This is a genomic window from Haemophilus parainfluenzae ATCC 33392, assembly GCF_031191205.1.
In the GTDB taxonomy this organism is placed as follows: Bacteria; Pseudomonadota; Gammaproteobacteria; order Enterobacterales; family Pasteurellaceae; genus Haemophilus_D; species Haemophilus_D parainfluenzae.
On the sequence record NZ_CP133470.1, the window covers coordinates 1,487,907 to 1,511,275 of the forward strand.

The 23,369-nt window shown below is 39.4% G+C and carries 18 protein-coding genes; 12 read left to right on the forward strand and 6 right to left on the reverse strand.

From position 1 onward, the window contains the following. Positions 1 to 9 precede the first annotated feature (9 nt). The 4 genes from modA (at position 10) to RDV53_RS07330 (ending at position 4,102) form a co-directional block, all read left to right on the forward strand. Entirely contained in the window at positions 10 to 771 is a 762-nt protein-coding gene (gene modA / locus RDV53_RS07315) for a molybdate ABC transporter substrate-binding protein (protein WP_005695675.1), read from the forward strand. A gap of 94 nt (positions 772 to 865) precedes the next feature. After that, entirely contained in the window at positions 866 to 1,582 is a 717-nt protein-coding gene (gene modB, locus RDV53_RS07320) for a molybdate ABC transporter permease subunit (protein ID WP_005695677.1), read from the forward strand. Further along, the gene (gene modC / locus RDV53_RS07325) at positions 1,569 to 2,624 is read left to right on the forward strand and encodes a molybdenum ABC transporter ATP-binding protein ModC (protein WP_005695678.1); all 1,056 of its coding nucleotides are present in this window, start codon (positions 1,569 to 1,571) and stop codon (positions 2,622 to 2,624) included. Before modB ends, modC begins: the two co-directional genes overlap by 14 nt. 149 nt (positions 2,625 to 2,773) lie before the next feature. After that, a complete protein-coding gene (locus RDV53_RS07330) occupies positions 2,774 to 4,102 on the forward strand; it encodes an L-cystine transporter (protein ID WP_005695679.1) in 1,329 nt (442 codons plus the stop codon). Between the two features lie 102 nt (positions 4,103 to 4,204). Here the strand turns inward: RDV53_RS07330 and dnaJ are convergent, their stop codons facing one another. From dnaJ to dnaK, 4 genes are all read right to left on the reverse strand, one after another. Continuing rightward, the gene (gene dnaJ, locus RDV53_RS07335; RefSeq protein WP_005695680.1) at positions 4,205 to 5,341 is read right to left on the reverse strand and encodes a molecular chaperone DnaJ; all 1,137 of its coding nucleotides are present in this window, start codon (positions 5,339 to 5,341) and stop codon (positions 4,205 to 4,207) included. 253 nt (positions 5,342 to 5,594) lie between these two features. Continuing rightward, on the reverse strand, positions 5,595 to 6,863 hold the full coding sequence (locus RDV53_RS07340) for an O-acetylhomoserine aminocarboxypropyltransferase/cysteine synthase family protein (RefSeq protein WP_005695681.1): 1,269 nt from the start codon (positions 6,861 to 6,863) through the stop codon (positions 5,595 to 5,597). A gap of 74 nt (positions 6,864 to 6,937) precedes the next feature. Beyond that, positions 6,938 to 7,336, reverse strand: a complete 399-nt coding sequence (locus RDV53_RS07345; protein ID WP_005695682.1) for a GyrI-like domain-containing protein — start codon at positions 7,334 to 7,336, stop codon at positions 6,938 to 6,940. A gap of 120 nt (positions 7,337 to 7,456) precedes the next feature. Continuing rightward, positions 7,457 to 9,358 carry a molecular chaperone DnaK gene (gene dnaK / locus RDV53_RS07350; RefSeq protein WP_005695683.1) on the reverse strand — a complete coding sequence of 634 codons (1,902 nt, stop codon included), beginning with the start codon at positions 9,356 to 9,358 and terminating at the stop codon, positions 7,457 to 7,459. Positions 9,359 to 9,627: 269 nt separating this feature from the next. Between dnaK and RDV53_RS07355 the strand changes: the two genes are divergently transcribed. After that, positions 9,628 to 11,127 (forward strand): YdgA family protein, encoded by a 1,500-nt coding sequence (locus tag RDV53_RS07355; RefSeq protein ID WP_005695684.1) that lies wholly within the window; start codon positions 9,628 to 9,630, stop codon positions 11,125 to 11,127. Between the two features lie 73 nt (positions 11,128 to 11,200). On the opposite strand, the gene mgsA is transcribed toward RDV53_RS07355, so the two are convergent. Next, positions 11,201 to 11,659, reverse strand: a complete 459-nt coding sequence (gene mgsA, locus RDV53_RS07360; RefSeq protein WP_005695685.1) for a methylglyoxal synthase — start codon at positions 11,657 to 11,659, stop codon at positions 11,201 to 11,203. Between the two features lie 307 nt (positions 11,660 to 11,966). Here mgsA and aceE point away from each other — a divergent pair, with 307 nt between their 5' ends. The 4 genes from aceE to RDV53_RS07380 all read left to right on the forward strand — a co-directional run bounded on the left by aceE (position 11,967) and on the right by RDV53_RS07380 (position 18,845). Further along, positions 11,967 to 14,633 carry a pyruvate dehydrogenase (acetyl-transferring), homodimeric type gene (gene aceE, locus RDV53_RS07365; RefSeq protein ID WP_005695686.1) on the forward strand — a complete coding sequence of 889 codons (2,667 nt, stop codon included), beginning with the start codon at positions 11,967 to 11,969 and terminating at the stop codon, positions 14,631 to 14,633. Between the two features lie 89 nt (positions 14,634 to 14,722). Beyond that, entirely contained in the window at positions 14,723 to 16,615 is a 1,893-nt protein-coding gene (gene aceF / locus RDV53_RS07370) for a pyruvate dehydrogenase complex dihydrolipoyllysine-residue acetyltransferase (protein WP_005695687.1), read from the forward strand. A 91-nt stretch (positions 16,616 to 16,706) separates the two neighbouring features. Continuing rightward, entirely contained in the window at positions 16,707 to 18,131 is a 1,425-nt protein-coding gene (lpdA, locus tag RDV53_RS07375; protein ID WP_005695688.1) for a dihydrolipoyl dehydrogenase, read from the forward strand. A gap of 162 nt (positions 18,132 to 18,293) precedes the next feature. Then, positions 18,294 to 18,845 carry an NlpC/P60 family protein gene (locus RDV53_RS07380; protein ID WP_005695690.1) on the forward strand — a complete coding sequence of 184 codons (552 nt, stop codon included), beginning with the start codon at positions 18,294 to 18,296 and terminating at the stop codon, positions 18,843 to 18,845. Between the two features lie 77 nt (positions 18,846 to 18,922). Here RDV53_RS07380 and RDV53_RS07385 read toward each other — a convergent pair whose 3' ends face one another. Then, complete coding sequence (locus RDV53_RS07385; protein WP_075875252.1) at positions 18,923 to 19,372, reverse strand: LexA family protein; 450 nt, start codon at positions 19,370 to 19,372, stop codon at positions 18,923 to 18,925. Positions 19,373 to 19,645: 273 nt separating this feature from the next. Here RDV53_RS07385 and sstT point away from each other — a divergent pair, with 273 nt between their 5' ends. The 3 genes from sstT to RDV53_RS07400 are packed head-to-tail and all read left to right on the forward strand — an operon-like array spanning position 19,646 to position 23,352. Next, on the forward strand, positions 19,646 to 20,887 hold the full coding sequence (gene sstT, locus RDV53_RS07390) for a serine/threonine transporter SstT (RefSeq protein WP_005695693.1): 1,242 nt from the start codon (positions 19,646 to 19,648) through the stop codon (positions 20,885 to 20,887). Positions 20,888 to 20,944: 57 nt separating this feature from the next. After that, positions 20,945 to 22,393 carry a molybdate ABC transporter ATP-binding protein ModF gene (gene modF / locus RDV53_RS07395; RefSeq protein ID WP_005695694.1) on the forward strand — a complete coding sequence of 483 codons (1,449 nt, stop codon included), beginning with the start codon at positions 20,945 to 20,947 and terminating at the stop codon, positions 22,391 to 22,393. 44 nt (positions 22,394 to 22,437) lie between these two features. After that, positions 22,438 to 23,352 carry an SPFH domain-containing protein gene (locus RDV53_RS07400; protein WP_005695695.1) on the forward strand — a complete coding sequence of 305 codons (915 nt, stop codon included), beginning with the start codon at positions 22,438 to 22,440 and terminating at the stop codon, positions 23,350 to 23,352. Positions 23,353 to 23,369: the final 17 nt, after the last annotated feature.

The following is a 23,369-nucleotide window of genomic DNA, read 5'->3' on the forward strand; positions in this document are numbered from 1 at the left end:
AGATAAATAATGAAATTAACCAAATTTGCAACCGCACTTTTAATTGCAGGTATGGGCGTGTCTTTCGCTGCATCTGCAAAAGTGACTGTGTTTGCAGCAGCTTCAATGACTGATGCTTTACAACAAATTGCAGAGCAGTATAAATCTGAAAAAGCAAGTAACGAAGTGGTGTTTTCCTTTGCATCTTCATCCACTTTAGCTAAACAAATTGAAGAAGGGGCTCCTGCAGACTTATTTATTTCAGCTAGCAACAAATGGATGAAATATTTATCAGATAAAAATCTCACCGTAAAAGAAACTGAAAAAGTATTAGCGGGCAATGAATTAGTGTTAATTGCACCGGCTAAAAGTGCCGCTAATTCAGTGGATATTGCTAAAGGTGAATGGATTAAAGGCTTAAAAGACAGCTATTTATCCGTAGGTGATCCTACGCACGTTCCTGCAGGACAATATGCTGAAGAGTCATTAACCAAATTAAATTTATGGGATCAAGTCAAAGATAAATTAGCACGTGCGAAAGACGTACGTGGTGCGTTGGCCCTGGTTGAACGCGCTGAAGCTCCTTATGGTATTGTGTATAGCACAGATGCTAAAGTGAGTAAAGACGTGAAAGCAGTAGGTGTATTCCCGAAAGACAGTTATAAACCGGTAGAATACCCAGCAGCGATTTTAAAAGATCATGATAATGCAGATACTCGTGATTTTCTTAATTACTTAGAATCTGATGCCGCGAAGAAAGTATTTGTTGAATATGGTTTCTCTGTGAAATAATGAGGCTTCGTTTTACAAGAAAAGGACAGGAAACTGTCCTTTTTATTATCTCTAAAGAAATTTAGTCATATCGATATACATACAAGGAAATATTTTGCTCTCTTGGTTTCAATTAAGCCCGATGGAATGGGATGCGATTCACTTAAGCATGAGTGTTGCATTGAGTTCTATGCTTTGGAGTTTACCTTTCGCGATTTTTATCGCTTGGTTATTAGCTCGTAAGGAATTCTACGGTAAGTCGCTGATTACTGGACTTATTCATCTGCCGTTAGTGCTACCGCCAGTAGTAATTGGTTATTTATTACTCGTTGCTATGGGACGTAACGGCTTTATTGGTAAGTATTTATACCAATGGTTTGGTTTATCTTTTGGTTTTAGCTGGAAAGGTGCCGTATTAGCTTCTGCGGTAGTGGCATTTCCATTGGTCGTGAGGGCAATTCGCCTTTCCTTGGAAAGCATTGATTTTAAATTAGAACAAGCTGCACAAACGCTTGGTGCTTCACCTTGGCGAGTCTTTTTTACAATAACGTTGCCCCTTTCTCTGCCTGGTGTGTTGGCTGGTTTAGTATTAGGTTTTGCTCGCTCTTTAGGTGAATTTGGCGCAACCATTACTTTCGTTTCCAATATTGCAGGGGAAACGCAAACCATTCCTTTAGCGATGTATTCATTTATCCAAACTCCCGGTGCGGAAGAGCAAACGGCTCGACTTTGCTTGTTTGCGGTGATTCTTTCATTAATTTCTTTATTGCTTTCGGAAGCGTTAAGCAAACGGATGCAGAAAAAATTGGGGCAAGGCGATGCTACACATTAATGTACAACAACAATTAGGTCGCCTGACCTTACGTGCAGATCTGCAACTGCCAACTCAAGGTGTGACGGCGATTTTTGGTTTGTCGGGTTCGGGGAAAACCTCATTGATTAATTTGGTGAGTGGTTTAACTCATCCCGATCAAGGATTTATTCGTTTAAATGACCGCACTTTGGTGGATGTGGAGAATAGTGAGAATCTTCCCGTACATCAGCGTAAAATCGGCTATGTATTCCAAGATGCACGTTTATTTCCCCATTACAATGTCAAAGGTAATTTACGTTATGGCATGAAGAATGTCAGTCGTGAAGATTTTGACTATATCGTTCAGCTACTTGGTATTGAACCTTTACTCAAACGCTATCCGCTGACTTTATCGGGTGGTGAAAAACAACGTGTCGCTATTGGGAGAGCCTTATTAACGGATCCTGATATTTTGTTAATGGATGAACCGCTTTCAGCTTTAGATATGCCTCGCAAACGTGAGCTCATGCAATATTTGGAAAGTCTATCCAAAGAAATTAATGTGCCGATTTTATATGTGACGCACAGTTTAGATGAATTATTACGCTTGGCCGATCGCGTTGTGCTGATGGAAAATGGTAAAGTGAAAGCCTATGACACCTTAGAAAATGTGTGGAACAGTCCGTTATTTGCCCCTTGGAAAGGTGAATCGGAGCAGAGTAGTGTGTTGGCGTTGCCAGTATATTTACATAATCCAACCTATAAAATGACCGCACTTTCTTTAGGCGGACAGCAACTTTGGATCAACGAAGTGCATCATCAAGCGAATGAAAAAGTACGCGTCTGTATTTATAGCTCCGATGTGTCGCTTACTTTAAGCAAGCCAGAGCAAACGAGCATTCGTAATATCTTACGAGGACAAATTGTACAGATCGTTCCACAAGAGAATCGTATTGATATTGCGGTATTGGTGGAAGGGCATAAAGTTTGGGCAAGTATCAGTAAATGGGCGTTTAATGAATTACATTTTGCTCAAGGCATGGATGTTTATGTGCAAATAAAAGCGATTTCTGTCGTCTAGTAATCACTCTCTTTTCAATTTTAAAAAGGGATAAAATCGTTTATCCCTTTTAAATTCTATTTAGTTATATTTCATTCCTAAAAAACATTTTATTTCCGTTAATAAAAACCATTAAATAGACTTACTTATCAACTTCTTAAGGAACAAAAATGTTATTTATTACTTTAGTGCTTTTTGTTGCTGTGCTTTTAGGGCTTAATTATCTCTATCGTAGTACGCAAAAATTAGGTCAAACGGTATTTGTTGGTTTGTTATTAGGGCTTGTAGGCGGTGCATTACTGCAATCCTTAAGTGAGCAAGAAACCGTGAAAACCGCCTTGGATTGGATCAATTTAGTGGGCGGCGGTTATGTTCGCTTACTCCAAATGATTGTAATGCCGTTGGTGTTCGTATCGATCCTTTCTGCGATTACGCGTTTAAATCAAGCCGGCTCATTAGGCAAAATCAGTTTTAGCGTACTTTCCGTGCTTTTAGTTACTACCGCTATTGCGGCATTAATCGGTATCATTATGGTGAAAGTGTTTGGTTTAACTGCAGAAGGTTTAGTGGCCGGTGAGCGTGAATTAGCAGCACAGGCGAAAGTCGTAGGTCGTGTAGATCAAGTCAGCAACCTTTCTATTCCAGCAATGTTGATTTCTTTTATTCCTAAAAATCCATTTGCAGAATTAACTGGAGCAAATCCAACTTCGATTATCAGTACCGTGATTTTCTCTGCATTTTTAGGTGTGGCAGCGTTAAGTTTACGCAAAGAAGATCAATCACTCGGTGATCGTATTGCACAAGGGGTTGATACATTAAATAAATTAGTCATGCGTTTAGTACGCTTTGTCATTCGTTTAACCCCTTACGGTGTGTTCGCGTTAATGATTAAAATGGCGGCTATATCAAAATGGGAAGATATTCTGAGTTTAGGTAGCTTTATTGTTGCGTCTTATATTGCGATTATCTTGATGTTTATTGTGCATGGCGTACTACTTGGCTTATCTGGTATTAACCCAATCACTTACTTCAAAAAAGCATTGTCAACATTGAGCTTTGCTTTTACCTCTCGTTCAAGTGCAGCGAGTATTCCGTTAAACATTGAAACTCAAACAGATAAACTGGGTAATAATCCTGTTGTAGCAAACTTTTCTGCCACCTTTGGAGCAACAATCGGGCAGAATGGTTGTGCAGGGATTTATCCTGCGATGCTAGCGGTAATGGTGGCGCCAACAGTGGGAATTGATCCATTTACGGTGAGCTATATTGCAACATTAGTATTGGTGGCGGCGATCTCCTCTTTCGGTATTGCCGGAGTGGGTGGTGGCGCAACCTTTGCCGCGATTGTGGTGTTATCGACTTTAAATCTACCGTTAGAATTAGTGGGTTTGTTGATTTCAATTGAGCCATTAATTGATATGGGACGAACTGCACTGAATGTGAATGGAGCAATGACAGCCGGAACGTTGTCCAGCAAATGGTTAAAGCTTAAAGAATAATCGAGAGAAAAAGAGCTTAGTAGATAGGTCCTTTTTTATCAATAAAAAAAGTGCGGTCAATTTCAAAACAGTTTTAAAATTGACCGCACTTTCTGTTTGGGATCACTTACCTAAATTATCAAAGAATTTCTTCACACCGTCTAAAAAGCTTGAAGATTTCGGACTATGCGATTTTTGTCCTTTCAAACTTTCTTCCAGTTTTTCTAATAATTCTTTCTGTTCTTTATTTAAGTTCACCGGTGTTTCAATCACCACGCGGCAAATGAGATCGCCTGCGTAGCCGCTACGTGTAGAGTTAACTCCTTTACCACGCATACGGAATAGTTTGCCTGTTTGGGTTTCAGCAGGGATTTTGAGTTTCACTTTACCATCTAAGGTTGGGACTTCAATTTCACCACCTAACGCAGCCATTGAGAAACTGATTGGCACTTCGCAGTAGAGGTTATTACCATCACGTTCAAAGATATGATGTTCTTTAACGTGAATGACCACATATAAATCACCTGCTGGTGCACCATTTTCGCCAGCCGCACCTTCACCGCTTAAGCGTAATTGGTTGCCGGTATCCACCCCAGCTGGGATCTTAACAGAAAGGCTTTTCTTTTTGTGAACACGACCTTCGCCATGGCAGCTTTTACATGGTTTTTCAATTTTCTTACCCGAACCATGACAAGTAGGGCAAACCGCTTCAGTTACGAAGAAACCTTGTTGACGACGAACACGACCAGAACCATGACAGCTTGGACATGTTTCAACTTTTGAGCTTTTTTCTGCGCCGGTACCATCACAGCTATCACAGTGTGCAAGCGTATTGATTTGGATATCTTTAGTTGTACCTTTTACGGCTTCTTCTAACGTAATTTGGATGTCATAACGTAAATCTTCACCACGTACTACACGCTGACGACCGCGTCCGCCACCACCGAAGATATCACCGAACATATCTCCAAAAATATCACCGAAATCAGTACCGCTGAATCCGCCACCGAAGCCACCGCCTCCCATGCCGCCTTGTTCAAAGGCTGCATGGCCGTATTGATCGTAAGCCGCACGCTTTTCTTTATCACCTAGGATTTCATAGGCTTCTTGGATTTCTTTAAATTTTTCTTCTTTGGCTTTATCACCTTTGGTTCTATCAGGGTGATATTGCATGGCGAGTTTTTTGTAAGCACGTTTAATTGCTTTTTCATCTGCGCCACGTTCAACACCAAGAACGTCGTAATAATCTTTCTTTGCCATAATGTTTTCGTTTTCCGTTTAAAAATATAAATTTAAAAAATTTTATTTTGTTATTGTGTGGTACTGCATTAACAACATACCTAACAATAAAAATGATGCCGAAGGCAGAAATATCAAGGGTAAATACGTTAATTTATACTTGTTTTTGTTTGCTTACTATTAAGATAAGTAAACAAATAAAAATAAGCGATAAGCTGAACGTTTTTATCTCTCGTTATTTAAAGTGGCAGGCAATCTGCCTGCCTTATAATACTTATTTAGCTGCAGCGAATGCTTGCTCTAAGTCAGCTAAAATATCTTGAATATTTTCAATACCGCAAGAAAGTCGAATAAGTCCTGCAAAAATCCCCGCTTTTTCTAATTCAGCTTCACTTAATTGGCGATGCGTTGAAGTTGCGGGATGTAATGCACAAGTACGAATATCGGCTACGTGTACTTCACGAGAGGTCATTTGCAATGCGTTTAACCATTTTGCCGCGGTTTCTTTATCACCTTTAATCTTAAAGGAAATAACGCCACACAAACCGTTAGGTAAGTATTTTTGTTTGAGCGCATAATCTGGCGAACTTGGTAAGCCAGGATAATTCACTTTAACAACTTGCGGATGTTTTTCTAAAAACTCGGCTACAGCCTGTGCATTTTCATAATGACGTTGCATGCGAAGCGCAAGGGTTTCCATACCTACATTTAATAAGAAACTATTTTGTGGAGCCGGGGTTGCGCCCAAATCGCGCATTAATTGCACGCGTGCTTTGACAATATAAGCCGCAGGGCCAAAGGTTTCTGTGTAAACCAAACCATGATAAGTTTGGTCTGGCGTGCTTAATTGCGGATATTTACCGTTATTCCAATTAAAGTTACCGCCATCAGTAATTGAGCCACCTAAGGCAATAGCATGGCCATCTAAATATTTAGATGTGCTGTGAATGACCACGTTTGCGCCAAATTCGATTGGACGACAAAAATAGGGCGTTGCAAAGGTATTATCAACTAATAATGGTGCTTCTGCAGCTTTTGCTAAAGTAGCAAATTTTTCTATATCCAACACACGTAAAGCGGGGTTCGCAATGGTTTCAGCAAAAACGGCTTTTGTATTTGGACGAATCGCTTTTTTGAGTTCTTCAAGCGGTAAATCTTGATCCACAAAAGTCACTTCGATACCCATTTTTTTGAATGTATGGGCAAATAAATTGTAAGTACCGCCATACACATAAGAAGAGGAAATGAAATGATCGCCTGCTTCTAAAATATTCAACATCGCATAGAAAACCGCAGATTGACCAGAAGCAGTACACATTGTTGCCACGCCACCTTCAAGTGCCGTGATTTTTTCTTCAGCCGCATTTGTTGTTGGGTTTGCTAAGCGAGTATAAAAATAGCCAGCAGCTTGTAAATCAAATAGCTTGCCAATTTCTTCTGCGGAATCGTAGGTATAAGTCGTGCTTTGTACGATAGGTTGAACACGTGGCTCACCGTTTTTAGGGCTATAGCCAGCATGGAGGCATTTCGTTTCGAATTTCATTGTTTTTTCCTTTGTTGTGTTTGTTTTGGGGATAAAGTGCGGTCGTTTTTTATAAAATTTTACGCACTTTGAGCTTAGCAATGTGGTACAACAGCGATATAAATTTCTACCAAACCATCAGAGTGGTATTTTTCAAAATCCACCGAATAAGCCCGCTTAAGTAAACCTTGTTGTTCTTTTTTCCAGATTAGTTGCCATGTTTGATAAATTTCATCTACTTTGCAACGAAAAACTTCGTAGAAACTCAAATCTTCAATTTCAATCACTGGAATATCTGTCTCTAATACTACTTCACTTGCAATCGCAAAATCATAGTCTGCTAGGTGATTCGTAGCATAATTAAAATAGATGCCATAACAACAGTGACCTTGTGGTAGTTTATCAAGATTGTTTTGCCAAAGGGTTGAGATTATCTCATTTGCAATGTTGTTATTTAAGCGTTGTTGTACGATTGGGTAGAGTTTTAACGCCATTTATCCTCCGGGTTTATTTTTCCTGACTTCACTTTTTTTAATAAAGTCAGGAAAAATGCTGATGAATGAATACACCAAAAGGGCGTATCGCTACGCCCTTTGATTTAGGTTAAAGTGAAATTATTTGTTGTCTTTCACTTCTTCAAACTCAGCATCAACAACATCATCATTTGGTTTGCTGTTGCTTTGAGCTTGTTGTGCATCAGCTTGCTGTTGAGCCACTTGAACAAGTTTTTGAGCAACTTCTGCAAGCGCTTGAAGTTTAGCTTCGATAGCCGCTTTATCTTCCCCTTTCGCAGCTGTTTCTAAATCGCTTAATGCACTTTCAATTGCTGCACGATCTTCAGCTGGAACTTTATCACCCGCTTCTTCTAATTGTTTACGTGTGCTGTGTACAAGATGATCTGCTTGGTTGCGAGCTTGTACTAATTCTTCAAATTTACGGTCTGCTTCAGCGTTTGCTTCTGCATCACGAACCATTTTTTGAATTTCTTCATCACTTAAACCTGAAGAGGCTTTGATGGTGATTTGTTGTTCTTTACCCGTACCTTTGTCTTTCGCAGAAACGTGGATGATACCGTCAGCATCGATGTCGAAGGTCACTTCAATTTGTGGCATACCGCGTGGAGCTGGGTTGATGCCCTCAAGGTTGAACTGACCTAAAGATTTATTTGCTGATGCTTGTTTACGTTCACCTTGTAATACGTGAATCGTTACTGCACTTTGGTTATCTTCTGCTGTTGAGAACACTTGTGATTTTTTAGTTGGAATCGTTGTGTTTTTCTCAATTAAGGTAGTCATCACACCACCCATTGTTTCGATACCTAAAGATAATGGTGTTACGTCTAACAACAATACATCCGTTACATCACCTGCTAATACACCACCTTGAACTGCTGCACCAATAGCAACGGCTTCATCCGGGTTCACATCTTTACGAGGTGCTTTACCGAAGAATTCTTCTACTTTTTGTTGTACTAATGGCATACGGGTTTGACCGCCCACTAGGATAACATCATCAATTTGTGATGCACTTAAGCCAGCATCGTTTAATGCAACTTTTACAGGTTCAAGTGATTTCGCCACTAAATCTTCTACTAAAGATTCTAATTTAGCACGAGTTAATTTAATGTTTAAGTGTTTAGGACCTGTTGCATCTGCAGTGATGTAAGGTAAGTTAACATCAGTTTGTTGTGCAGAAGAAAGTTCAATTTTTGCTTTTTCGCCAGCTTCTTTTAAACGTTGCATTGCAAGTGGGTCGTTACGTAAATCAACGCCTTGTTCTTTTTTGAACTCATCTACTAAGTAGTTGATTACACGGTTATCGAAGTCTTCACCACCTAAGTGAGTATCACCGTTGGTTGCTAATACTTCAAAGGTTTTTTCGCCACCCACTTCATCAATTTCGATGATAGATAAGTCGAATGTACCACCACCTAAGTCATATACGGCGATAGTTTTGTTGCCTTGACCTTTATCTAAACCGTAAGCTAATGCTGCTGCTGTTGGTTCGTTGATAATACGTTTGACTTCTAAGCCTGCGATACGACCAGCATCTTTTGTTGCTTGACGTTGAGCATCGTTAAAGTATGCAGGAACAGTGATTACCGCTTCAGTCACTGGCTCACCTAAAAAATCTTCCGCAGTTTTCTTCATTTTTTTCAATACTTCTGCAGAAATTTGTGGCGGTGCAAGTTTGTCACCTTTTACATTTACCCATGCATCACCATTGTCTGCTTTGGTGATTTCAAATGGCATAATATCGATGTCACGTTTTACTTCAGCATCTTCAAAACGACGACCGATTAAACGTTTAATCGCGAACAATGTATTTTTCGGGTTGGTCACTGCTTGGCGTTTTGCCGGTTGACCCACTAAAATTTCGTTATCATTTGTATAAGCGATAATTGACGGGGTAGTACGATCGCCTTCTGCATTTTCAATTACACGTGGTTTATCACCATCCATTACGGCGACACAAGAGTTTGTTGTACCTAAGTCAATACCAATAATTTTTCCCATGTTGTTACTCCTAATTAAATTTTAAATTCGTTGTAAATTGTTACGATGAATAAGATGTGGATACTTTTTCGCATTTCAAGAGATAATATTTAAAATTTTTTCTTCCTTTTAAAGTGCGGTCATTTCCGTTCTTGTTTTACAAAATAAGTCCGCAGGAATAAAGTTCAAGGGGAAAAATAAAATATTTTTGAAAAAATAAGAAAAAAATTTCATTTTATGATAAATTGCTGACAATTTTAGTCATCTATTAATTTAATAAAGGAATCAAAATGAAAAAATCAGTCGTAGCATTAGGCGTAATTGTGGCACTTGGTGTGGTAGGTGTCGGTGGAGCTTGGTTTACTGGGGAAAAAGCACAAACTGAATATTTACGCCAAATTGAATTAGCAAACAAACAAGCTCAGGCTTTAGGCTTATCTGATTCATTTAAGGTTGTTTATCAAAATAAACAGTTTGAGCGCGGTTTCTTTACTTCTCAAGTGGAAGATGAAGTGGTCATATCTTTACCCAAAGAGGGGAAGGTATTTACTATTCCATTTTCAACTAAGCTTTATCATGGTCCATTCCCACTCGATCAATTAACCAAATTTAATTTCATGCCAGCAATGTTTTCAGCACAAGGTGTGATTGGTAAAAATGAAACCACCCAACCTTTATTTGATTTGCTTAAATCGGATAAACCTGTTCAATATCAAGCAACTACTGGCTATAACTTATCGACAAAAGGTAAAGTTGAATTAGCGGGTGGAGAGCTAACTGATCCAGAGTCACCAGGAACGAAAGTCACTTGGTCAAATATCAATATGGGCTTTGATATCAATAAAGATCTCGCTGGCAAATATGATATGACCTTAAATGAAGTGAGTGCTACTGTCTTGCCAGAAGTGATGGAGGAGCAAGATGGCGAAGATATGCCTAAATCAATCACAATGAAAATGAAAGGCATGAAAGTCGAAGGTTCATATAATCCAACTAAATGGGCTTACATTTATACGGGAAACAGCACTTCTTTAATTGACAGTTTTGAAATGGCTACGCTCGATTATGCGGGAAAAGAGAGCACTGTAGTCCAAAAGGGTTTTAAAGCAAAATCTGATATTTCACTCGATGGTGATTTCGTGAGTGCCAAAAGTGAAAATACGGTAGACTCGATAGCTATTGATGGGAAAGATTTTGGTAAATTAACTTACAACGTTGAGTTAAACCATATTGAAGCAAATGCGATTAATGCATTGATTGAAGCACTTTTTACTGTCTTCGAATCAATAAGTGATGAGGAAAATTCTTCTAATGAGGAAATGGTATCCGAAATTTTAAGCTCATGGGCTGAAAATCATGGTATGGCTATTTTTAATAATCAACCTCAAATTAAACTAAACCCAATGTCAATTTCAAATAGCCAGGGTAAAGTCTCATTAGATTTAAATGTGGCGTTAGCGAAAGATCCGAAATTTGATTTAATGGCGGGGAGTTTATATAAACAATTTACGGATTTTGCGTTAAATATTCACGTAGATAAAGAAATGGTTGAAAAAAATCTTGCACAATTTGTACCAGAAGAAGAGAGAGCTTTGATTAAAGCACAAATTGAAGAGCAAGCTAAACAAGCGGCAGCACAAAATATTGTGGTGAATAATGATAAAAATGTGACGCTTAACTTAGTGCTTGAAAAGGGCGAACTCAAACTTAATGGTCAAGTGATTCCTGAAGAGCAAGTTCAAGGCGTGTTGTTTATGCTAATGATGGGAATGGCGGCACAGGGCCAGTAATTAACAACGAAATAATTAGAAAGGAGATAAAGTCATTTATCTCTTTTTTTATTAGGTTGAGATTATTTGAGTTTTAATCTAAACGTGCCTTTAAATATCCGTCATAATCAGGGATATCAATATCAATTTCTTGATCGAACAAACTTGATGTTAAAAGGAAATCGGCCGTGCTTTGATTAATCGCTACCGGAATATTCCAAACGGTTGCAATACGCATTAAGGCTTTTACATCGGGATCATGGGGTGCTGCGTTCATCGGATCCCAAAAGAAAATCATCATATCAATTTTTTTCTCGGCAATCAGTCCGCCAAGTTGTTGATCGCCTCCCATCGGGCCACTTAATAGCGAGGCTATTTCAAGTCCCGTTTCTCTAGACAATAGATGGCCAGTTGTACCTGTTGCATAAAGTTGATGGGGAGCGAGAGCTTCTTTATGTTTCTTTACCCAATTGAGCAGATTTTGTTTGCAGCTATCATGTGCAACGAGCGCTATTCGTTTATGAGAAAAGATTGGGCGAGTTGTCGTGTTCATATTTTGTCCTCTAAAAAGCTTAAAAGCATGCGAACACTTTAGATCAAAGCGGGTAAGGAATGCAATATATAAAGTATAGTTTAATTTAAGCTCAAAAATCCTTTAAAAATGACCGCACTTTTAGTGAAGAGTATTGCAATAACACGAAGAAATGCGTGAGAACAGTGAAAATCTACTATCTTTCTTGCAAAAAATCTTCTAAAATTTACAAGATTTGTTAAATGTTTGTAACATAGATTAACAAGCTTGATTTTCGTGTTTGGTCATAACCAAACTTCATTTTCACTCAGTAAAATAAGGAAAGACTATGTCAGATACCTTAGTAAACGATATTGACCCAATTGAAACACAGGATTGGTTGTCAGCTGTTGATTCATTAATTCGTGCAGAAGGCGCAGAGCGTGCGCATTACATCATCAATCAGGTGATTGATCAGGCACGTAATGGTGGTGTGAACATTGCAAAAGGTGGCGTAACAACCCCTTATGTTAATACCATCCCTGTTTCTGAACAGCCAGCATACCCAGGTGATAAAGCTATTGAACGTCGTATTCGTAGTGCTGTACGTTGGAATGCGATCATGGCGGTATTACGTGGCCAGAAAAAAGATCTTGAATTAGGTGGTCATATTTCAACTTATCAATCTGCAGCAAGCATGTATGAAGTCTGTTTTAACCACTTCTTCAAAGCGGCGACTGATAAAAACGGCGGTGACTTAGTCTTCTTCCAAGGCCACGCAGCACCTGGTATGTATGCTCGTGCATTTGTTGAAGGTCGTATTACTGAAGATCAAATGAATAATTTCCGTCAGGAATGTGAACCAGGTAAAGGTCTTTCTTCTTACCCACACCCGAAATTAATGCCTGAATTCTGGCAATTCTCCACAGTATCGATGGGTTTAGGGCCAGTAAATGCAATCCGTACTGCTCGTTTCTTAAAATACTTAGATAACCGTGGTTTAAAAGACACCAAAGATCAAAAAGTGTATGCTTTCCTTGGTGATGGTGAGATGGATGAAATCGAAGCGAAAGGTGATTTAACCTTCGCAGCACGTGAAGGCTTAGATAACTTAATCTTCGTTGTAAGCTGTAACTTGCAACGTTTAGATGGTCCTGTAACGGGTAATGGTAAAATCGTTCAAGAATTAGAAGGTTTATTTGCTGGTGCTGGTTGGGAAGTGATCAAAGTCATGTGGGGCTCTAACTGGGACAAATTATTTGCCAAAGACACCTCAGGTAAGTTAACTCAATTGATGATGGAAGTGCTTGATGGCGACTATTTAACCTTCAAATCTAAAGATGGTGCTTATGTTCGTGAACACTTCTTTGGTCGTTATCCAGAAACTGCAGCATTAGTAGCGGATATGACAGATGATGAAATCTGGGCATTAAGACGCGGTGGTCATGACTCAGAAAAACTTTATGCGGCATTCCATAAAGCACAAACAGCAGGTAAACCTGTAGTAATCCTTGCACACATGGTTAAAGGTTATAAAATTCCTGAAGCAGAAAGTAAAAATACGGCTCACCAATCTAAAAAAATGTCGATCGAAAGTCTTAAATACTTCCGTGATCATTTCCACCTAGATATTAAAGATGAAGATATCCCTAACTATCCGTATATCACCTTCCCAGAAGGTTCGGAAGAGTACAATTATCTTCACGGCAGACGTAAAGCGTTAAACGGTTACTTACCAAAACGTTTACCAAAATTCACCACTGAATTTAAAGTGCCTGCTTTAGAAGAATTCGCCCCATTATTGGAAGCTCAAGCTCGTCCAATTTCAACTACAATGGCATTCGTACGTTTCTTAAATACGCTCTTGAAAGATAAAAATATTGGTAAACAAATTGTACCAATTGTTGCTGACGAAGCACGTACTTTCGGTATGGAAGGTTTATTCCGTCAAATTGGTATTTACAACCCACATGGTCAAAACTATGTGCCTTCTGATCGTGACTTAGTGGCTTACTACCGTGAAGCAAAAGATGGTCAAGTATTACAAGAAGGGATCAATGAATTAGGTGCAGCATCATCTTGGTTAGCGGCAGCGAACTCATATTCTGTTAATAACCTTCCGATGATTCCATTCTTCATCTACTACTCAATGTTTGGTTTCCAACGTGTGGGTGACTTAATGTGGGCAGCAGGTGACCAATTAGCACGTGGTTTCATGATCGGTGGTACTTCTGGCCGTACAACATTAAATGGTGAAGGTTTACAACACGAAGATGGTCACAGCCATATTCAATCTCTTGTTATTCCTAACTGTGTATCTTATGACCCAGCTTACGTTTATGAAGTGGCAGTTATCTTACAAGATGGTATCAACCGTATGTACGGTGAAAAACAAGAAGATGTGTTCTACTACATCACCACATTAAACGAAACTTACGAACAACCAGCAATGCCAAAAGGTGCTGAAGAAGGCATTCGTAAAGGTCTTTATAAATTTGAAACCGTTGAAGCGAAAGGCAACAAAGGTCATGTTCAATTATTAGGTTCTGGTGCGATCTTCCGTCACGTTCGTGAAGCGGCACAAATCCTTGCAAATGAATATGGTGTAAGCTCAGATGTATATAGCGTGCCTTCATTCACTGAAGTGGCTCGTGAAGGTGCGGATGCAGTACGTTGGAATATGTTACACCCAACAGAAACACCACGCGTACCTTACATTGCACAAGTCATGAATGATGCACCGGCTGTTGCGGCAACTGACTACATGAAATTGTTCGCAGAACAAGTTCGTGCATTTATTCCTGCACAAAGCTATCACGTATTAGGTACTGATGGTTTCGGTCGTTCAGACAGCCGTGAAAACTTACGTGAACACTTCGAAGTGGATGCGCGTTATGTTGTGGTTGCTGCATTACATGAGCTTGCAAAACAAGGCAAATTTGATGCGAAAGTGGTGGCTGATGCTATCGCGAAATTTGGTTTAAAAACTGAAATTTTAAATCCGCTTTACGCTTAATAAACAATATCCTGTGCGCTAAAACGCACAGGAGCATCTACAAATAAAGTGCGGTTGATTTTAACTGCGTTTTTTAAAGGTAAGATAACATGTCAAAACAAATTCAAATTCCTGATATCGGTAGTGATGAAGTTACCGTAACAGAAGTGATGGTGAAAGTAGGTGATACCATTACCGCTGATCAAAGTATTATCAATGTTGAAGGTGATAAAGCTTCAATGGAAGTCCCTGCACCAGAAGCCGGTGTGGTAAAAGAAGTATTAGTAAAAGTGGGTGATAAAGTCACAACTGGCACACCAATGCTTGTATTAGAGTCAGCGGATGCGGCAGCGCCTGCTCCAGCCGCAGCAGCACCTGCACCGGCAGCCGCACCAGCAGCTGCAAGTGTAGTTGAAGTCAATGTGCCAGATATCGGTTCAGACGAAGTAAACGTGACTGATATTATGGTGAAAGTAGGCGATAGCGTTGAAGTTGACCAATCAATCATCAATGTTGAAGGTGATAAAGCGTCAATGGAAGTTCCTGCTCCAGTTGCTGGCGTAGTTAAAGAAATTTTAATCAACGTGGGCGATAAAGTTGTTACAGGCAAATTAATCATGAAATTTGAAGTGGCAGGTGCCGCACCAGCCGCAGCGCCAGTTCAACAGGCTGCAGCACCTGCACCAACAGCTTCAGCCATTAAAGAAGTGAACGTACCTGATATTGGTGGTGATGAAGTTAACGTAACTGAAATCATGGTTGCAGTTGGCGACAGCGTTTCTGAAGAGCAATCTTTAATCACCGTTGAAGGCGATAAAGCCTCAATGGAAGTGCCAGCTCCGTTTGCGGGTGTGGTAAAAGAAATTTTAGTGAAATCAGGTGATAAAGTTTCAACTGGTTCATTAATTATGAAATTTGAAGTGGCGGGTGCAGCACCTGCTCCAGCAGCGGCTCCAGCGGCAGCAGCTCCTGCTCCTCAAGCAACACCTGCAGCAGCGCCAGTAGCACAATCAGGTAATGTATCTGGCTTAAGCCAAGAACAAGTTGTCGCAAGCGCAGGCTATGCACATGCAACTCCAGTGATTCGTCGTTTAGCGCGTGAATACGGTATTAACCTTGATCGCGTAAAAGGTACGGGTCGTAAAGGTCGCGTAGTAAAAGAAGATATCCAAGCTTACGTGAAAACCGCTGTTAAAGCGTTTGAAACAGGCACTGTATCTTCTGCAGCAGCGGGTAATGCTGTGGCAAACGGTGCTGGCTTAGGTTTATTACCATGGCCGAAAGTTGACTTCAGCAAATTTGGTGAAGTGGAAGAAGTTGAATTAAGCCGTATCAACAAAATCTCTGGTGCAAACTTACATCGTAACTGGGTAATGATTCCACATGTTACTCACTTCGATCGCACAGATATCACAGATTTAGAAGCATTCCGTAAAGAACAGAACAAGATTGTTGAAAAACAAAAATTGGATGTGAAAATTACACCAGTTGTGTTCATTATGAAAGCAGTAGCGAAAGCATTAGAAGCGTTCCCACGTTTCAATAGCTCTATTTCTGAAGACGGTCAAAAGTTAACACTTAAAAAATACATCAACATTGGCGTAGCGGTAGATACACCAAACGGTCTTGTTGTACCTGTATTTAAAAATGTGAACAAAAAAGGTATTATCGAACTCTCTCGTGAATTAATGGAAGTCTCCAAAAAAGCACGTGACGGTAAACTTTCAGGTTCAGATATGCAAGGTGGTTGTTTCACCATTTCAAGTTTAGGTGGTATTGGTACCACTCACTTTACGCCAATCGTAAATGCACCTGAAGTGGCAATCTTAGGTGTGTCTAAATCAGAAATGCAACCGGTTTGGAATGGTAAAGAATTTGAGCCACGCTTAATGCTTCCATTATCATTATCTTTCGACCACCGTGTGATCGATGGTGCTGATGGTGCTCGTTTCTTAAGCTATATCAATGGCGTATTAGCTGACTTACGTCGCTTAGTGATGTAATTAACATGGTAAGATGTGAGTGATTAGGCTCACATCTTACAGAAAGGACCGCAAGTGCGGTCAAAAATTTGAACGTTTTTACGAGGTAAAAATGAGTAAAGAAATTAAAACCCAAGTTGTGGTACTTGGTGCTGGTCCTGCAGGTTATTCAGCGGCATTCCGTTGTGCGGACTTAGGTTTAGAAACAGTACTTGTTGAACGTTATTCAACATTAGGTGGGGTATGTTTAAACGTAGGTTGTATCCCTTCTAAAGCATTACTTCACGTTGCTAAAGTAATTGAAGAAGCAAAACACGCAAGCAAAAATGGTGTGTATTTCGCTGAGCCTCGCATTGATTTAGATGAAGTGCGCGCAGGTAAAGAAGCGGTTGTGGCTAAATTAACAGGCGGCCTTGCAGGCATGGCTAAACAACGTAAAGTCACCGTTGTTGAAGGTTTAGCGGCGTTTACCGATCCACATACATTAGTAGCACGTGATCGTGATGGTAAACCAACCACTATTAAATTTGATAATGCAATTATCGCAGCAGGTTCTCGTCCAATTCAATTACCATTTATTCCACATGAAGATCCGCGTGTTTGGGATTCAACAGATGCACTTAAATTGAAAGAAGTGCCGAAAAAACTGTTAATCATGGGCGGTGGTATCATTGGTTTAGAGATGGGTACCGTATATCATGCATTAGGTTCTGAAGTTGAAGTGGTTGAAATGTTTGATCAAGTGATTCCAGCAGCAGATAAAGATGTTGTTGCAATCTACACCAAACAAGTTGAGAAAAAATTCAAGTTAATGCTTGAAACTAAAGTGACAGCAGTTGAAGCAAAAGACGATGGTATCTATGTTTCAATGGAAGGCAAAGCATGTAACGATACTAAACGTTATGATGCAGTGTTAGTGGCAATCGGTCGTACACCAAACGGTAAATTGATCGATGCAGGTAAAGCAGGCGTTGAAGTGGATGAGCGTGGTTTCATTCATGTTGATAAACAAATGCGTACCAATGTGCCTCATATCTTTGCAATCGGTGATATCGTTGGTCAACCAATGTTAGCCCACAAAGGTGTTCACGAAGGCCACGTTGCGGCAGAAGTGATTGCAGGACAAAAACATTACTTCGATCCAAAAGTTATTCCTTCTATTGCGTATACTGAACCAGAAGTAGCTTGGGTAGGTAAAACTGAGAAAGAGTGTAAACAAGAAGGTTTAAACTACGAAGTTGCGAAATTCCCTTGGGCAGCTTCTGGTCGTGCGATTGCATCTGAATGTGCAGAAGGTATGACCAAATTAATCTTTGATAAAGATACTCACCGTATACTTGGTGGGGCTATCGTGGGGGCTAACGGTGGTGAATTATTAGGTGAAATCGGTCTTGCGATTGAAATGGGTTGTGATGCGGAAGATATCGCATTAACGATTCATGCTCACCCAACACTTCATGAGTCTGTGGGTCTTGCGGCTGAAGTATTTGAAGGTTCAATTACCGATCTTCCAAATGCAAAAGCGAAGAAAAAATAATCGATTTTAATCCTTTTAAGGGCTGCTCATTGAGTAGCCCTTATTTTTTTGAGATCTCACTCACAAAATTGCATAAAAATTCAATAAAGACTGGCGGGCATAATGACTTTTTGATAAAATCCGACCAGTTTTGTTTTTATATTTTTTTATTATTTAAAAGCTATGTTAAAGAAGATTTTGATTATTGTAGGTTTAGCTGTTTTGACAACAGCCTGCTCTAACAATTCGGGGCAGGCACAAAACGGTATGATTAGTGAAAGTGATGATGCTGAGTTAACGGGATTGATTGCCGGTTTAGATGGGAAAAAAGGGGGCGTTTACCCTAAATTAAGAACTAACCGTCCTAAATCAGGTTTAATTGGTGACAAAGCACTTGCTCAAGTTTATAACGAATGGGTGGGAACTCGTTACAGAATGGGTGGTACTTCAAAACATGGTATTGATTGCTCTGCATTTATGCAAACTGCTTTTCTTGATGCTTATGGCATGGAGCTTCCACGTTCAACTTCAGAACAACGCTATTTAGGTCGCCAAATCCAAAAACATGAATTACGTAAAGGTGATTTGGTGTTCTTCCGTCGCAACAATCATGTTGGCGTTTATATTGGTAATAACCAGTTTATGCATGCAAGTACAAGCCAAGGTGTAACAATTAGTTCATTAGATGAAGATTACTGGTCAAGAACTTATACACAATCTCGTCGTGTGATGTAATGACAATTTTATTTCAACAAGAAGTGCGGTTAATTTTAACCGCACTTTTTCTTTATTTAGATTATCTGATTATTGGCTTAAGCCGCAAATTTCATTAAGTCTCTTCTTGGTTTCATTTGATGGATAGTATTCGTCACCGTGCCAACTAATGGAAGGTTTGTCCATTGTGTTGTTTTAATATTTTCCACTTTAGAATCTAATGCCATGAATACAAATTCATTACCGCTTACACCAGCAAATTCATAAATATGGAATTCGTCTTGTTTTTCTAATACGACAAGATCACCAATGAAAAGGCTGTCATTTTTTTCAACCACTAACATATCGCCCATTTCAATTCCCCAAGCAAGCATATTCGGATTGGTAACACGAATAAAACAAGTTTGTTGTGGACGTTTGATGCAATAAAGGTTGAGATCTAATTTTTTATTAAATGTCGATTTGCTTTCAACATCATTGAAAAATGGCATAGGATGATAAGAAAACGTCATATCATTTTGTGCAACTGTATTTGCGTAGTTCATCATCTTGTGTTCCTTTTAGTTTGTGTGTTTTTAATCAGTGGTTGTTTATACAGTTGTAATATACTGGTATTAGATACAGTATGTCAATAGGGCATAGAAAAAATTTTTTTATAGGCGAAAATTTTAGAAAAAATTCATTCCTTACTGAAAAAGTTCAATTTTTTAACAAAATAATAAAGAAAAAATTTTCTTTTAAATAAAATTTGAGCTATCTTTATCTTGTTTCGGTGGATCGTAACGATCTGAAGTTCAACTTAATCTTCATTTAAAACTATTATGAATACAACACGTTTATTTCATTTTTTGTTCCAAGGTAATTTGGTAAAACGAATTGCCGTTGGTTTGGTACTCGGGATCCTTGTTGCCTTGGTGAATGAGAGTGTAAAAAATTCAGCAGGTATTGATCTTGCATCTAGCTTTGGAGTGCTCGGTCAAATCTTTGTTAAAGCATTGCGTGCTGTTGCACCAATTTTGATTTTCTTCCTTGTTATGGCAGCACTCGCTAATAAGAAAGTGGGCTCTAAAAGCAACATGAAAGAAATTGTCATGCTTTATCTTTTAGGTACTTTCTTAGCCGCTGTTGCTGCGGTAATTGCAAGTATGGCATTCCCATCAGATGTGGCTCTTGCAGTAAAAGAGGATGCGAGTTCAGCACCTCAATCTGTTGGTCAAGTCATGTTAACGTTAGTATTGAATGTGGTGGATAACCCATTAAATGCAATCTTCAAAGCAAACTTTATCGGTGTTTTAGCGTGGTCTATCGGTTTAGGTTTAGCCCTTCGTCATGCATCAGATGCAACTAAACAGGTTGTAGCTGATTTTGCAGAAGGCATTTCTAAAATTGTTCACGTGATTATTTCATTTGCACCTTTCGGTGTATTCGGTTTAGTGGCTGAAACATTATCTGACAAAGGCTTATCTGCGTTAGGTGGATATGTTCACTTATTATTCGTGTTAATCGGTACAATGCTATTTACTGCCTTTGTACTTAATCCAATTCTCGTTTATTGGAAAATTCGTCGTAATCCATATCCATTAGTGTGGACTTGTGTACGCGAAAGTGGTGTAACTGCATTCTTTACACGTAGCTCTGCAGCAAATATTCCTGTAAACATTGAATTAGCAAAACGCTTAAATCTTGATGAAGAAACCTATTCTGTAGCAATTCCATTAGGTGCAAATATCAATATGGCGGGTGCGGCAATTACTATTACTGTATTAACGTTAGCAGCTGTTCATACATTGGGTATTGAAGTTTCTTTTGTTAGTGCGGTGTTATTAAGTATTGTTGCGGCACTTTGTGCATGCGGTGCTTCTGGTGTGGCTGGTGGTTCATTATTGTTAATTCCATTAGCTTGTAGCTTATTCGGTATTAATGATGACATCGCTGCTCAAATGATTGGTGTAGGTTTCGTGATTGGTATCTTACAAGACTCAACAGAAACAGCACTTAACTCTTCAACTGACGTATTATTTACTGCGGCAGTATGTATGGAAGAAGAGCGTAAAAACGGTTAATTAAATTAATCTAATAAGGCGGGCAATTGCTCGCCTTTTGTTTTTAAAGGAAAGAGAATGGCACTTTTAATTCAGCAAGCAAAATTTAAGCTTTATCAAAAACAGACCTTAAACTTACCGCACTTTGCGATTGAGCCACAACAATATTGGGTTGTGGTAGGCAGTAATGGGAGTGGGAAATCGGCGTTTGCTTTAGCTTTGCAAAATGAGTTACCTTTACAGGAAGGGGAGTACCATAATTCCTTCAAACGTGTTCACTCCTTTTCTTTTGAAAAACAACGAGAAATTCTTGAAGCCACATTAAAGAATTTAAACAACGATGATACCGATCCAGATTTCTTTGGTCAAACGGCAAGAGAAACCATTTTAAATGGCAGCACGGAACTCACTTTTTGTGAACAAATTGCAGAAAAATTAGGGATTACTTATCTCTTAGATCGTTTCTTTATCAAACTTTCCACTGGGGAAACACGAAAAGTCTTATTGGCACAAACATTATTGCAAAAGCCCGATCTATTAATTTTAGATGAGCCTTTTGAAGGACTAGATCAACAATCTGTGCAAGATTGGATGGAGATGTTAAACGAACTGAAAAAAGAATGTGCAATCGTTCTAATCGTTAATCGTCTGGCCGATATTCCTGCTGAAGCGACTCATTTAGCGATGTTGGAAAATTTAGAGTTAGTATTAGAAGGTGAACGCCAATCTATTGAGCAACAAAGTATTTATCAACAATTAGTGTATGCGGAGCAGTCTGTTGATGTAGCGTTGCCTGAGCCAGTCTCACCATTACTAAAATTGCCTGAAAATCAACCGCACTTTGAACTTAAAAATGTTACGGTTCAGTATGGCGATAAAGTGATTTTGGATCATTTAAATTGGGTTGTTCAGCCAAATCAAAATTGGTGGATTAAAGGACCAAATGGCGCAGGGAAGTCAACCTTACTTTCGTTAATTACAGGTGATCATCCTCAAGCCTTTGCGAATCATGTGGTGATTTTTGGTAAACAACGTGGTTCAGGCGAAACCATTTGGGATATCAAACAAAAAATGGGTTACGTAAGCAGCCAACTGCATTTAGATTATCGTGTGAATTGTTCCGTGCTAGATGTGATCATTTCAGGCTTTTTTGACAGTATTGGGATTTATCAACAAGTGCCAGAGGCAATTCGTTTGAAAGCCATGCAATGGTTAGCTCGTTTAAATCTGACTCATTTAGCAAAAAAGCCATTCCGTTCACTTTCTTGGGGACAGCAACGTTTGCTTTTAATTACACGTGCAATGGTGAAATATCCGCCTGTTTTGATTTTAGATGAGCCTTTTCAAGGGCTTGATGGATTAAATCGCAAGCTCGTGAAACATTTTATTGAGCAACTGGTTAATAATAGTAAAACCCAACTTTTATTTGTTTCTCATCAAGATTTAGATGCCCCGAATTGCATTACGCATCTTTTTGAATTTATAAGAGAAAATGATAAATATATTTATATACAAAGTGCGGTCTAATTTGTTAGACTTTTCTTATATTTCCTCACATTAAGGAGTAATCTATGGAAGGCTTATCTGTTGCCGCAATCGTCTTTATTGTATTAGTTGTAGTCGTACTTTTTTCAGCACTCAAAACTGTACCGCAAGGTTATAACTGGACGATTGAGCGTTTTGGGCGTTATACCCACACTTTAATGCCTGGCTTAAACTTTGTCGTACCATTTGTGGATCGTGTTGGCCGTAAGATCAATATGATGGAACAGGTATTAGATATTCCATCACAAGAAGTCATTTCTAAGGATAACGCCAACGTATCTATTGATGCGGTCTGTTTCGTTCAGGTGATTGATGCCCGTAGTGCAGCTTATGAAGTGAACCATTTAGAACAGGCGATTATCAATTTAACTATGACCAACATTCGTACTGTATTAGGCTCGATGGAATTGGATGAAATGCTTTCCCAACGTGACTCCATTAACGGTCGCTTGCTGGCAATTGTGGATGAAGCGACCAATCCTTGGGGGATTAAAGTTACCCGTATTGAAATTCGTGATGTGCGTCCACCACGTGAATTGATTGATTCAATGAACGCACAAATGAAAGCAGAACGTAATAAACGTGCGGAAGTCTTGGAAGCGGAAGGGATCCGTCAGGCAGAAATTCTACGTGCAGAAGGGGAAAAACAAGCCCGCATTCTGAAAGCAGAAGGGGAACGTCAAGAAGCCTTCTTACAAGCAGAAGCGCGTGAACGTGCAGCGGAAGCAGAAGCGAAAGCAACCCAAATGGTGTCAGAAGCGATAGCTAGCGGTGATACTAAAGCGATCAATTACTTTATCGCCCAAAAATACACGGAAGCCTTAAAACAAATCGGTAGTTCACCGAACAGCAAAGTGGTGATGATGCCGCTTGAAGCCGGCAATTTAATCGGCTCGGTAGCGGGCATTGCCGAACTGTTAAAAGGCGACAAAAAAGCGTAATTTCTTAAAGTGCGGTT